The sequence below is a fragment of the Polycladidibacter stylochi genome (genome assembly GCF_001562055.1).
In the GTDB taxonomy this organism is placed as follows: domain Bacteria; phylum Pseudomonadota; class Alphaproteobacteria; order Rhizobiales; family Stappiaceae; genus Pseudovibrio; species Pseudovibrio stylochi.
The window spans coordinates 517,377-530,031 of record NZ_LLWE01000024.1 but is presented as its reverse complement, the minus strand read 5'-3'; the positions used below and the strand labels follow the sequence as shown (position 1 = coordinate 530,031).

Sequence of the window (12,655 nt, the reverse complement as noted above, 5' to 3'; positions counted from 1 at the left end):
GTGTAACTATGTTTAGTGAGAACTTTCGCCTACCGAATGTACCAGGACGTATCGTATCTGCCATCATACTTGTTGGCTGCCTATCAAATACTTCCCATGCCAATGAGCTTCTGGATACAGTTAGGAAACTGGAAAATGAAATAGGGGGGCGGATAGGTGTTACTTTACAACACCCTAAGTCAGCTTGGTCTATAGATTACCGCTCTAATGAGCGATTTCCGCTATCCAGCACATTCAAGCCACTTGTTTGCGGCGCTATTCTAGCCCGAGTAGACAGGCATGAGGACAGCCTAGAAAAGATAATAACTTACAAAAAAGAGCAACTTGTTGCTTACTCACCAGTTACTAAAGAGAATGTTTCATCGGGAATGAGTATCGGCCAACTCTGTGAAGCAACAATAACTCTAAGCGATAACAGCGCCGGAAATTTCCTTTTAAAGCATATTGGCGGGCCTGAAAAACTAACAGCATTTTTGCGCGGCATCGGAGACGCCCGAACCCGTCTTGATCGCTGGGAAACCAAATTGAACGAAGGAAAACCCAAAGATCCGCGCGACACAACCACACCCAATTCAATTGCGCGAACTCTTAACAAGCTTCTCCTTACTGATGTTTTAAAACCAAAATCAAGGCAACAATTAAAACAGTGGATGCTAGATGATAAAGTAGCTGATGCATTAATCCGTAAGCATTTGCCAACAGGGTGGCGAATTGCAGATAAGACAGGAGCCGGAGGTTATGGATCACGCGGGATCATTGCAGCCATTTGGCCTAAAGCCGCTGAACCGTATTTTACCGCAATTTACATGACAGGTAGCAATGCCGACATTAAGCAGCGTAATGCTGTAATCGCCGAAATTGGAAGGTCGATAATCTTAGAAATTGAAAATCATGAAAAGGCAAAAAAAACAAATAATGCATTGCGATAACACTTATTAGCAAACAATGTGCTATTGTTTCGCCTAGACCAAACGGATACATTCACTTTAATTGTGCTTTGCTAAAGCACTGAAATAGCATAGCAAAATGTGGAACAGTTTTGGACGCATGGCTACACAATACGACAATACCGACGACTTTTTAATTATTTGCAAGCCAGATGTGAATGCAGCTATTGGCGATTGGCTCGACCATTTAGGCAGCGAGCGACGCCTTTCCGAGCGCACTTTAATTGCTTACGAGCGAGATGCCCGGCAGTTCCTTCGGTTCATGACCGACCACTTGGGAGGGGCCCCTGCCCTGAATGATTTGCGCGAACTTCGCCCCGCTGATTTTCGTGGCTTTTTAGCAAAGCGCAGGCGTGGCGGCGCACAAACACGGACACTGGCACGTGGACTTGCCGGCGTGCGCTCGTTTTTAAGCTTTTTAGAACAACGTGGTGAAGTGAATGCAGCAGGTGCCGGCGCTGTGCGCACCCCCCGCTTACCGCGCAGCCTGCCTAAACCGATTGATATTGATGATGCCAAAGCCATTATCAATAAGGACTTATCGTTTGAGGTAACCCCTTGGGTGGAGGCACGAAATGCTGCCGTTTTTACCATGCTCTATGGTTGCGGTCTGCGTATTTCCGAAGCTCTCAATTTAACGGCCGCGCAAGCACCCGTTAAAGGCACTAAGACCATGCGCATTATTGGTAAGGGCCAAAAAGAAAGAATTGTACCCATTTTGCCTGTGGTAAGTGAGGCGGTTGAAGACTACATTGCACAATGCCCGTTTGACCTTGAACCAAGCAAAGCACTGTTTCGCGGGGTGCGCGGCGGCAAGCTCAACCCGCGCCTTATTCAATTGGCCATGCAAAAATTACGTGGCGCACTTGGTTTGCCGGATACGGCAACGCCACATGCATTGCGACACTCTTTTGCTACCCACCTGCTTAGTGAAGGCGCTGATTTGCGCAGTATTCAAGAACTCATGGGCCATGCCAGCCTTTCCAGCACGCAGATATATACAGATGTGAGCAACTCTCACCTGCTTGCAGCCTACGATAAGGCCCAGCGTCGTAAATAATTCAGCCGGTACAAAATAGTTTTGGTGCAAAAATCATTTGAAAACTTGCAGAGAAATTTCAGGCTGCGTAAGCTTGAATTTGTGACACGGGGTGCCCACAAGGGCTGAGATTATACCCGCATAACCTGATCTGGATAATGCCAGCGAAGGGAGCGTTCACTTGATTTGCGTTAGCCAACTGCCCACTGCAAATATTCTAGCATTGCCCCAAACAGTGCGCTTGCGCTCCCGCTTTTACGGAAGACACCATGTATCTCATCGATAATTCTTCGCAGGTTTTGGCAAAACTACGCCAAACTGCCCCCCTAGTGCATAATATGACCAATATTGTTGTGGCCAATACTACAGCAAATGCCCTGCTGGCGCTTGGCGCTTCGCCTGCCATGGTTGATGGCCCGATAGAAGCGCCAGAGCTGGCAGCTGTTGCTGCAGCTTTGGTTGTGAATGTGGGTACCGTTACACCAGCGCAAGGGGATGCCATGCTGGCGGCAACTAAAGCCGCCCACGACGCTGGCCGCCCGTGGGTGCTTGACCCGGTAGCTGTGGGCGCTTTGAGCTATCGCACCGAGTTATGCAAGCAATTACTGGCCAACAAACCCGCTGTTATTCGCGGTAATGCCTCGGAGATTATGGCACTGGCTGGTGCAAGCAGCGGCGGTAAAGGTGTGGATTCAACGGACCGCGCCGAAGCCGCACTGGCAAGCGCACAAAAACTGGCCCTTGCCAGCAACGCAGTTGTGGCGGTTTCGGGGGCTTGTGATTATATTACCGATGGTGAACGGGTGATAACCGTTGCCAATGGCGATGCTATGATGCCTTATGTAACCGGACTAGGCTGCACCGCAACAGCTCTTACCGGTGCGACTTTGGCGGTATGTGATGATGCCTTACTGGCAGCCGCCTATGCGCTGTTATACCTCGGCCTTGCTGGAGAGCTCGCCGCCCAAAACACCGCAGGCCCTGCGAGTTTGCAAACCGATATTATTAATGGTTTGTATCATCTGAATGAAAACCAGATTACCCAGCATGGACGGATACGCTTTTATGAAACTCAAACAGCTTGACCTTTCTGTTTATCTGGTTATCGGGCCGCAAGATTGTGGCCCTCGTAACATTTGTGAAATTGTACGTCATGCGGTAGTTGGCGGGGTTAGCGTGGTGCAGCTACGCGATAAAACCGGCAACTCCCTCGCACAGGTAGAGCTCGCGCGGGCATTAAAAGAAATTACAGCCCCTGCTGGCGTACCGCTCATTATCAATGACCGTGTGGATGTGGCGTTGGCAGTCGATGCCGATGGTGTGCATGTGGGACAAAGCGATATGCTTGCTGCCGATGCCCGGCGGTTAATTGGCCCTGACAAACTGCTGGGGCTTTCAGTTTCTAGTGAAGAGCATCTTGTAACCGACGCAATAGCCCAAGTTGACTATTTGGGTATTGGCGCTTGTTATCCTACCATGAGTAAAGGTGATGCCGATGCTCTTGGTATGAATGGCTTTACCTTGCTAAGAGCTAAGGTTGGCCAAGACTGGCCACACCTGCCTGTTGTAGGTATTGGCGGGATTAACCTGATGCGTACTCCTGAGGTGATAAAGGCGGGTGCTGACGGGGTGGCAGTGATTTCACAAATTTGCCAAGCTGAAGACCCAAGAGCGGCCAGTGCGCAATTGTTACAAGCAGTGCAAAAAGCGACACCCTGAGCCGCTGGTTTCCTCTTAATGCCATAAAGTGCAGCCTGCCCTAAGGTTAAATGTATAAACCATAGGGCAGGCTTTTCTTTTGCTGTTTTATCTTTAAACTACGCTTAAGCAGTTTGTTTGCGTGCTGGTGTGACAAATCTGCCCTCATCTGTGCCATGGCGTATCTTTAACCAACACCGTTTTTGAGTTTACAAAGAACCGTAACATGCACCGGAACTGTTTTTTATGAGGCCAAGCTCATGATAACAACCCAAATGACACTTCGATATATCATCGTGTTTTGTGTTTGGATGACCGGGTTTTCTATCGGCTCCGTTGCACAGGCGGCAAGTAGCTCGTGCCGACCAAGCGAGGCCGGAACATGGGTGAATGAACAAGCCCGACCCAAGCAACTTTCTGGTTTGCAGATTGAAGCGCAATGCAGTGGTATTGATTTAAGCTTTCGGGCAAGAGCCTTTACCCGCTGTGCCCCGCGCGATTGCAAATGGGGCTTTACTAAAGGAAAACGCCGCCAGGACGGGGTTTTGCAGTTTCTTTTTACCGGTTTCTTTTCGAGCAAAACCATCGTGGTTCGGCCCATGGGGCAGCGGCTGGAGGTTAGTGTCACCACACATTTTGACGACCCGAGCAAACCCCAAATACTAGAAAACTATATCCTAGAAAAAGACTAGATAATTGTGCAGAGAACAGCAACCGCGGCTCTCCCGCCCTAACACAAACGCTGCAATTACACATAATAGATGCGGGTTTTAGGGACGCAGCCGCTAAACTAAGCAATATTTTTTAAATCAAACGGTGGCCGAGCCATATAATTACTAAAAAAACCCGCGGCTAATGAGCGGTCAATTGTTGCAGAAATATAATTAAACAGCTTCGTTGCATTGGCTTTGGTCATTTTGGACCCACCATCAAACTGGTTCAGGTTCAATTGCCAATGAACCACTTTAGGTGCAACCTGCCAGTTTGGTTGCAGCAAAATCTCATTGGTTATTTGTAGTGTGACGAGGAAGTCCGGTTGTGGCGCATGGGGGAGTGCAAAGATATCCCATGATTTCGGCTCCAGGCCTGCCTCTGACAGGCCCTGTTCGAACAAAATTTTCTTGGCAGACTTACTGATGGCAGAGGCAGGTGCAGGACCTGCAGAAAAAGCACGAATTTCGGGGCCAGCTATACTATTGCAATAGGCCTCGGCTAGTAAGCTCAAAAAAGCATTCGTTTGGCATACAAAGAGCAAATTTGTGGCCTGCATTTTCCATACTCCAGTCAGAACAAAGCAGCGCAATAGAATTATTTCTAGCGCTTTTTACTGATCGGCTTTCACGTGGGGTTAATAACCAAATGTTGTTATCGCTTTCGTGACAAAAGCAAGGAATGATTGCGGCAAACCCAGCTTTGTTTAGCTGGTGCCTTAGTTAGCGAAGAAACACACGGCTTGCATCTAGTAAATATAGGGTAGTCCAACTGCTAGAGACTATGCGATTCCCTATAGCACAATTTATAAATATACTATGAGATAACGTAGATAAAACTATACAATTTAACAGTTCAATATAAAACTATAGAGGTAATGATGACATTTTCCATTTATTCAATTCTTATATTTGCATTAATTGCAATGTTTGCTATGGGGAATGCAAAATTTACAAGGAAATTCGACAACTCGAACCCCAGAGATCCTGAATTCTGGCGCGCAGGATTTGCAGCAAGGGCCAAGGGGGCACACCAAAACAGCCTGGAGATTTTCCCGTTTTACGCCGTCTCCGTCATTATTGCCAATTGGCAGGGTGCCGCTGTTGATTTGGTTAACATTCTTGCTGGCGTGTTTTTAGCGTTACGGCTCGCTTTCATTTATTGTTACTGGACTGACAAAGCCAGCTTGCGCTCAGCTATTTGGGGACTTTCCTATATTTGTGTGATTGCCATTTTCACAAGTCCCAGCTGGTCTTCCTAGCTTTTAAGCGTTGGCAGGAACTGCCCACTTGAGGAAAAAGCGATCTGCTTGAGAAAGCACGTCTCGCTCATAAGGGCTTAGTCGCCTTGTTTGTAACGACGGCCCCGCCTCCAACTCCGCCAGAATCAAATCGGCAATGGCGGCGGGCAGCTTTTCCAGTTCAAACAGCTCGTTGTTTGACTGACGCTCTAATAACTCTTGCATCTCACCGACCAAAACAGGCCGCAAGAAGGTTTCTTCAATTAATTCCGGCAGGCTTGCCGGTGGGATGCCTTGTAGTTTGTTCTGTGAATACCACCTCAGTGATAGGGCTGGCTTTAGCATGGAGATAATGCGCTCGGGCAACATTTCACTACCCACACCGCCTTCAAAACGGCGGCGATTCTTTTGCAGGACTTCCAAATGATGGCGAGCAAAGCGTAGCGAGGAAGCATTTTCCTGAGCAAAGTTCACCAATGCTGCTGCAAAGCTGTGCTGGCAATACTGGTTTTGAGCTTGCCTGACCCAGTCGAGTGCAGTTGGGTTGCCCCGCAAAATCGAGATCAACACCTTTTTCAAATCCCACCCATTGAAAACGATAGGATCAAGATCGATAATTTCCAAGAGCTCTTCTTTTGGGAAAAGCGATAGGTATTGCTCAATAGAACGTGTAAAAATAAAACAGGATTGAGTGTTGGCCAGCTCCTGCGAGCGGCGCAAAAGCAGGGCCTGCGGATCGCAAGCATAGAGAACTTGTAGGCTGTTCTCTTTTTCCAAACGCTGTAGCCTTTGAGAGATCATGCGCCGATTGACGTTTGATCTCTCAGAAATTGGGGGGCTTTGCTGCTCAGATATGGCAGGTTCTTCCGGCACCGGCACTCTTCCTTTATTCATTAGTAAAACGAATAGCCGTGAGTGAAGGCACGGGCAAGAGAAGCCATGAAGAAACCCGCATTAATATGCAGCATTCATCGTAAACCGTGTCGATTGTAGCGCACACGCCCTATTGATGCATCAAGAGCAGTTTATTTTGAAAACTCGTCAAAGGCCGAAAGTGCTTCGGCGCCGTACATGAGTGAAGGGCCGCCACCCATATAAACAGCAACACTTATTGTTTCCATAATCTCTTCACGAGTAGCACCATATTTAACCGCAGCTTTAGTGTGGTAACCAAGGCAAGCATCGCAACGTGCAGCAATACCAACCGCAAGTGCCATAAGTTCTTTGGTTTTGGAATCCAACGCACCGGGTGCTATGGCAGATTTTGCCATTTCTCCAAAGCCCTTCATGGTACCAGAAATACCTGGGCGAAGCTCTGCCAAGCGGCCATCTGTTTGCTTAATAAATTCCTGCCAGTTTTCTACGGCCATGGGACTACTCCTTTTGTATTAGGTAAATCTAATATTTATTAAATTAGCAATCGCTACATTGATATAAATCAATAATTTGACTGTATAAAAAGCAAAAATGTAAAGACGGCAGATATATATGCGCCTTACCTTATGGTAAGATAAATTCTCGGGGAAGTTGTAGAAACACTTGAAGTAAATTGTGTCAGGCGATGACTTGAGGTGTATCAACACCATAAATGCTGTGCGCATAAATGAAATGACACGAACGAGGCAATATGTCGACTGCAGAGGTACTCACCGCACAAGGACGAGCGAAAGACGTTTTACGTGCAGCCAAGGCAATTTTTTTGCATAAGGGCTATAAGGCGAGCTCTATTGCAGAAATTGCCGAAACCTCTGGCATATCTATGGCTCATATCTATAATTTTTACAAAAATAAAATGGAATTGGCCTGTGCGGTGGTTTCGGCCGAATACGCTATGTTGGTGGCGCGGCTGGAAGCTTCTGCTGACCCGAATGCCAGCGCCAGCATTCGCCTAACCAATTACTTACTTATGATTTTTGATGAGACAGCCCGCTTGCAACGGGAATATAGCGGCCTCATGAGCTGCCTTGAATTGGTGAAAAACAAACGGCCTCACTTACACGTGGCACACGAGGTTATGCTGCGCCAACCACTCATTGTACTAATTGATTCAGGGAAGCTTTCTGACGAGTTCAAATTACAAGCGAGTGAGCTTTGGGCGCAAGCATTGCTGGATGCCACCGAACAGTTTCGCTTTACCCCTATTCAAACACATGAAGAAATGGTTGCCTATCGCGCCCGTTTGAAAACAGTGATCCAACTTTGCCTTAAAGGGCTGGAGCGCTGAATAGCTATTGTTGTGTTTCAATTGACTTCTGCGATATCTCGCACCCCTCAAAACGCTCATCACAATGTTGATTGAGGTATTTACTCAGTATTTATTCACTGAACGGCTGTATATAAAAAATAAATCAAATTGTTTAATTCTGCCCTAGAGTAAAGCTTAGGTCCTTGAGGGAGGCAGAATATGCCCCAGACAATAAAAATAGTTTTGTTTATTCTTTTCCTATCCTTCTCCGCTAAAGGGTTTGCACAGGAACAGATAGAAGGGGATGATACTTTTATCGACCTTTCCTCCATCGATTTATCATCGAAGCAATGGGAAGGCTGGTATATGGGTTTACAAGCCGGCTATGCACACATTGATAGTGAGGACCGGTTTAACGAATTCGACGGTTTCGATGGCATTATTGGCGGCATATTTGCCGGGTATAACTATGTCTACAAGAATGTTTTCTTTGGTCCAGAGTTGGAAGCCAACTATTGGAATTTTGACCAATCCTCCGGCACTTTTGTAAAAGTAGATAGTGATTACATGCTCGCAGCTAAGCTGCGTGGTGGTATTGTTTACGGTCGCATGCTTGCATATATTTCGGCAGGCGTGGCGCTGTCGCAGTTTACAATCGAAAATGAAAGCCTGGGTCCTGGCAGTGATTCGCAAACCGTTGCCGGCCTGTTACTGGGCGGTGGGGCTGAAGTCATGATCGCCAAGAATTTGGCAGTTCGACTGGATTATTCGCATATTGACTACAATGACCAGTCATACACCATCGGAGGCACACGCTTCCAAGAAGAAACTTCCGCCGATATTGTGCGGGTTGGCCTTAGCTACCGTTTCCACAGTGCAGAGTATTTAGATGGCGGCGGAGCTATGAAACCAATAGAAATTGATGCACCCGATTGACATAAACCGACATCGCCAACCGCCAATACTTAAAAGCAAAAGCCCGTCGCAAATGCCACGGGCTTTCTTTCATTTGATTGAGTAGCGCTAGATTAGACCCGGCGCTCAACCATCATTTTCTTGATTTCCGCAATTGCCTTAGCTGGGTTCAAGCCCTTAGGACAGGTTTGCGTACAGTTCATGATGGTGTGACAACGGTAGAGGCGGAATGGATCCTCAAGATTGTCAAGGCGTTCGCCCGTTGCCTCATCGCGGCTGTCGATAAGCCAGCGGTAGGCTTGCAACAACACAGCAGGGCCGAGGTAACGATCGCCATTCCACCAGTAGCTTGGGCAAGAAGTGGAGCAGCTGGCGCACAAGATACACTCGTACAAACCGTCAAGCTTGGCCCGGTCCTCTTTCGATTGCAGCCATTCTTTTTCCGGTGCCGGTGTTGTGGTTTTCAACCATGGCTCAATTGAGCGATGCTGGGTGTAGAACTGTGTCAGATCCGGCACCAAATCCTTAACCACCGGCATATGCGGTAGTGGATAGATTTTAATCACTTCGCCCGAGCAATCGTCACTGCCCTTGGTACAAGCCAGTGTATTGCCGCCATCAATGTTCATGGCACACGAGCCACAAATACCTTCACGGCAAGAGCGGCGGAATGTGAGTGTTGGGTCCACATGGTTCTTGATATAGATAAGGGCATCAAGAACCATCGGGCCGCATTCATCCTGATCGACATAGTAGGTGTCGACCCGTGGATTGCGCCCGTCTTCGGGTGTCCAGCGGTAAATACGGTACTCGCGAATGTTGGTCGCGCCTTCCGGTTTGGGCCAGACTTTTCCCTCTCCCATACGGGAATTTTTAGGTAGCGTCAGCTGAACCATTTTGCATGCTCCGCGTCTAATACAACAGATGGAACGGGAGTTTCGTTCAACATCTGTAAGGTGCCAGCTTTTGGCAGGGCACCTATACGGTTAGGAATACAGCTACTGTTTCTCTCCCGGCGGCTTATTGCCAGACAATAACTGCTGCAAAAACGGGCTCCGGCAAGTGCACCGGAGCCTGCGCATTTTTTAGTAGACACGCGCTTTAGGCGCGATCTTCTTCATGTCAATGCCACCTTCTTCAAAGGTGGTGAGCGGGTCGAGCACAACCGGACGATAGCTCAAGGAAACCTTGCCCTCTTCATCCACGTGCGAAATGGTGTGCTTGCGCCACTCATCATCGTTACGACCGCCCAGCGGACCGTCCTTGTAATCTTCACGCGCATGGGCACCGCGGCTTTCCTTACGCGCTTCCGCACCCACAACAGTGGTGATCGCGTTGGCCATAAGGTTGCCAAGCTCCAGCGTTTCCACCAGATCGGAGTTCCAGATCATAGAGCGATCGCTGACCTTGATGTCTTTTTGCTCGCCCCAGATTTCTGCCATGCGCTCGCAGCCCTGCTCCAAGCTTTCCTGCGTACGGAACACCGCTGCATCTTCTTGCATGGTTTTCTGCATTTTCAAGCGCAGTTCTGCTGTCGGAGTGGCACCGTTTGCGTGACGCAAGTCATCGAAGCGGGCCATGATCTTGTCACAAGCAGCTTCGTTCGGGGTTGGGATCGGCGCTTCGCGGTCGATGACCTCACCAGCACGGATGGCAGATGCACGGCCAAACACCACAAGGTCGATCAAGGAGTTGGAACCAAGACGGTTGGCACCGTGTACGGAGGCACAGCCTGCTTCACCCACGGCCATCAAACCCGGCACAACTGCGTTCGGGTCATCTTTGGTCGGGTTCAGTGCTTCGCCCCAATAGTTGGTTGGAATACCGCCCATGTTGTAGTGCACGGTTGGCAATACCGGGATTGGCGCTTTGGTAACATCGACACCAGCGAAAATCTTCGCAGATTCGGAGATACCCGGCAAACGCTCGGCCAACAAATCAGGATCAAGGTGATCGAGATGCAGGAAGATGTGGTCTTTGTTTTTACCAACACCACGGCCTTCGCGAATTTCCATGGTCATACAACGGGAGACAACATCGCGCGATGCCAAGTCTTTTGCTGATGGGGCGTAACGCTCCATGAAGCGCTCACCCTCGGAGTTGACCAGATAGCCGCCCTCACCGCGTGCACCTTCGGTTATCAAACAGCCTGAGCCGTAGATGCCGGTTGGGTGGAACTGTACGAATTCCATATCTTGCAGGGCAAGGCCCGCACGGGCCACCATGCCGCCGCCATCACCGGTACAGGTATGGGCAGAGGTTGCCGAGAAGAAGGCACGGCCATAACCACCTGTTGCCAACACCACCATTTTGGCGTTGAAGCGGTGAATGGTGCCGTCGTCCAAATTCCATGCGATGATACCCTGACACTGGCCATCGTCGGACATGATCAGATCAAGCGCGAAGTATTCGATAAAGAATTCGGCATTATGGCGCAAAGACTGGCCGTATAGCGTGTGCAAGATAGCGTGACCGGTACGGTCAGCTGCTGCACATGTACGTTGTACGGGGGGGCCATCGCCGTAATTCTGCATATGACCACCGAACGGACGCTGATAGATCTTACCGTCTTCTGTGCGTGAGAACGGCACGCCGTAGTGCTCTAGCTCATAAACCGCTTTAGGAGCTTCTCGAGCGAGATATTCCATCGCGTCAGTATCGCCCAGCCAGTCAGAGCCTTTCACGGTGTCGTACATATGCCACTGCCAGCAATCGGGCGTCATGTTCTGCAAGGAAGCTGCAATACCACCCTGTGCGGCCACAGTATGCGAGCGGGTTGGGAATACCTTGGTCACACAGGCGGTTTTCAGGCCCTGCTCTGCCATACCCAATGTGGCGCGCAGACCGGCACCACCGGCACCTACCACGATCACATCAAAATTATGATCAACATATTCGTAGGTTCTGCCGTTAATTGCGGTTGAAGCGGCTTGTGTTCTTTCAGCCATACTCTCACGCCCCCAAACTTATTTTTATAATGGCCACCACAGCTGCCAGGGCAACAAAGGACGAAAAGAAAATATTGCCAATGATTGCTAGAACTTTGGTGAATTCGCTATGAATATAATCTTCAATAATCACTTGCATACCAAGCTTCATGTGAAAACAGCTAACTAAAACAACTGCGAGAAGCATGATTGAGGTAAACGGGTTTTTAACCGCTTCAACGAAGCTGGCATAATCCGCACCCTGCATGGTGATTATAAAAATCACGAAGAAAGAAATCAGGAAAACATTGGCCAATGCACTTACGCGCTGGAGCCAAAAGTGGCCTGTTCCATCTTTTGCTGAACCAAGACCGCGGACTTTTGAAAGGGGTGTACGTAAATCACTCATAACGGCCTCCTTAAGCGACAGCGTAACCAATGATCCATAGGATCACAGTTAGGCTTACAGAGCCAATAATGGTAGCCTTGGCCAGCCATGTGCCAGCTTGCTTGGAAAGGCCATAGCCACAATCCCAGATGAAATGGCGCAAGCCGCCAAGCATATGGTGCACCAGCGCCCAAGTGTAGCAGAACAAAATAAAGCGGCCGATAAGTGAACCAAACAGGTCCATGGCAAAATCGTAGCTCTCTGGTCCAGCTGCAGCTGCGACTAACCAAAACACAACGAGCACACTACCAAAATACAAACCCGCGCCGGTTATACGTTGGATAATGGACATCGCCATGGTGATAATCATGCGATAAACTTGAAGGTGGGGCGATAACGGCCGATTGGCCCTTAATTTCGTATTCGCCATAATCTCTCTCCCTACCCATTGATAGAGTAACGTTTACGTTAACGTAAATATATCAAGGTGTTTCCTGCATTTGTAATAGCTCTAGTTTTGTGGTGCGTCAAAGCATCCTATGGTGTAACGTCGCAGGATAAACACGGTTTTTGAGGAAAACTGCCAATTTTTGAGATATTTTTTT

At 48.7% G+C, this 12,655-nt stretch carries 15 protein-coding genes and 1 riboswitch; of the genes, 8 read left to right on the top strand and 7 right to left on the bottom strand.

Going from position 1 to position 12,655, the window contains the following annotated elements:
- Positions 1-8 precede the first annotated feature (8 nt).
- From bla to AYK67_RS08805, 5 genes are all read left to right on the top strand, one after another.
- Positions 9-929, top strand: a complete 921-nt coding sequence (gene bla, locus AYK67_RS08825) for a class A beta-lactamase (protein ID WP_068085068.1) — start codon at positions 9-11, stop codon at positions 927-929.
- A gap of 118 nt (positions 930-1,047) precedes the next feature.
- Entirely contained in the window at positions 1,048-2,007 is a 960-nt protein-coding gene (locus tag AYK67_RS08820) for a tyrosine recombinase XerC (RefSeq protein ID WP_068085065.1), read from the top strand.
- Between the two features lie 77 nt (positions 2,008-2,084).
- A riboswitch (TPP riboswitch) is annotated at positions 2,085-2,177 on the top strand.
- 78 nt (positions 2,178-2,255) lie between these two features.
- The gene (gene thiM, locus AYK67_RS08815; RefSeq protein WP_068085062.1) at positions 2,256-3,071 is read left to right on the top strand and encodes a hydroxyethylthiazole kinase; all 816 of its coding nucleotides are present in this window, start codon (positions 2,256-2,258) and stop codon (positions 3,069-3,071) included.
- Positions 3,052-3,705, top strand: coding sequence for a thiamine phosphate synthase (gene thiE, locus AYK67_RS08810; protein WP_068085059.1), 654 nt, complete (start codon positions 3,052-3,054; stop codon positions 3,703-3,705). Before thiM ends, thiE begins: the two co-directional genes overlap by 20 nt.
- A 239-nt stretch (positions 3,706-3,944) precedes the next feature.
- Positions 3,945-4,376 (top strand): hypothetical protein, encoded by a 432-nt coding sequence (locus AYK67_RS08805; RefSeq protein ID WP_068085057.1) that lies wholly within the window; start codon positions 3,945-3,947, stop codon positions 4,374-4,376.
- A 98-nt stretch (positions 4,377-4,474) separates the two neighbouring features.
- Here the strand turns inward: AYK67_RS08805 and AYK67_RS08800 are convergent, their stop codons facing one another.
- Entirely contained in the window at positions 4,475-4,954 is a 480-nt protein-coding gene (locus AYK67_RS08800) for an arsenate-mycothiol transferase ArsC (protein ID WP_068085054.1), read from the bottom strand.
- Between the two features lie 321 nt (positions 4,955-5,275).
- On the opposite strand from AYK67_RS08800, the gene AYK67_RS08795 reads away from it, so the two are divergent.
- Positions 5,276-5,656: an MAPEG family protein gene (locus AYK67_RS08795; RefSeq protein ID WP_068085051.1), complete on the top strand. Its 381-nt coding sequence runs from the start codon at positions 5,276-5,278 to the stop codon at positions 5,654-5,656.
- Between the two features lie 3 nt (positions 5,657-5,659).
- Here AYK67_RS08795 and AYK67_RS08790 read toward each other — a convergent pair whose 3' ends face one another.
- Together AYK67_RS08790 and AYK67_RS08785 are read right to left on the bottom strand one after the other, a co-directional pair.
- Entirely contained in the window at positions 5,660-6,508 is an 849-nt protein-coding gene (locus AYK67_RS08790) for a DNA polymerase beta superfamily protein (RefSeq protein ID WP_068085048.1), read from the bottom strand.
- 152 nt (positions 6,509-6,660) lie between these two features.
- Positions 6,661-7,005 carry a carboxymuconolactone decarboxylase family protein gene (locus AYK67_RS08785; protein WP_068085045.1) on the bottom strand — a complete coding sequence of 115 codons (345 nt, stop codon included), beginning with the start codon at positions 7,003-7,005 and terminating at the stop codon, positions 6,661-6,663.
- Positions 7,006-7,262: 257 nt separating this feature from the next.
- Here AYK67_RS08785 and AYK67_RS08780 point away from each other — a divergent pair, with 257 nt between their 5' ends.
- Both AYK67_RS08780 and AYK67_RS08775 read left to right on the top strand, forming a co-directional pair.
- The gene (locus AYK67_RS08780) at positions 7,263-7,859 is read left to right on the top strand and encodes a TetR/AcrR family transcriptional regulator (RefSeq protein ID WP_068085042.1); all 597 of its coding nucleotides are present in this window, start codon (positions 7,263-7,265) and stop codon (positions 7,857-7,859) included.
- A 180-nt stretch (positions 7,860-8,039) separates the two neighbouring features.
- Positions 8,040-8,756 carry an outer membrane protein gene (locus AYK67_RS08775; RefSeq protein ID WP_068085040.1) on the top strand — a complete coding sequence of 239 codons (717 nt, stop codon included), beginning with the start codon at positions 8,040-8,042 and terminating at the stop codon, positions 8,754-8,756.
- Between the two features lie 92 nt (positions 8,757-8,848).
- Here the strand turns inward: AYK67_RS08775 and AYK67_RS08770 are convergent, their stop codons facing one another.
- The 4 genes from AYK67_RS08770 to sdhC form a co-directional block, all read right to left on the bottom strand.
- Positions 8,849-9,631: a succinate dehydrogenase iron-sulfur subunit gene (locus AYK67_RS08770; RefSeq protein WP_068085036.1), complete on the bottom strand. Its 783-nt coding sequence runs from the start codon at positions 9,629-9,631 to the stop codon at positions 8,849-8,851.
- Positions 9,632-9,820: 189 nt separating this feature from the next.
- Positions 9,821-11,683 (bottom strand): succinate dehydrogenase flavoprotein subunit, encoded by a 1,863-nt coding sequence (gene sdhA / locus AYK67_RS08765; RefSeq protein WP_068085034.1) that lies wholly within the window; start codon positions 11,681-11,683, stop codon positions 9,821-9,823.
- A gap of 4 nt (positions 11,684-11,687) precedes the next feature.
- Positions 11,688-12,071 carry a succinate dehydrogenase, hydrophobic membrane anchor protein gene (sdhD, locus tag AYK67_RS08760; protein WP_068085031.1) on the bottom strand — a complete coding sequence of 128 codons (384 nt, stop codon included), beginning with the start codon at positions 12,069-12,071 and terminating at the stop codon, positions 11,688-11,690.
- Between the two features lie 10 nt (positions 12,072-12,081).
- Positions 12,082-12,480, bottom strand: coding sequence for a succinate dehydrogenase, cytochrome b556 subunit (gene sdhC, locus AYK67_RS08755; RefSeq protein WP_068085028.1), 399 nt, complete (start codon positions 12,478-12,480; stop codon positions 12,082-12,084).
- Between the last annotated feature and the right edge of the window lie 175 nt (positions 12,481-12,655).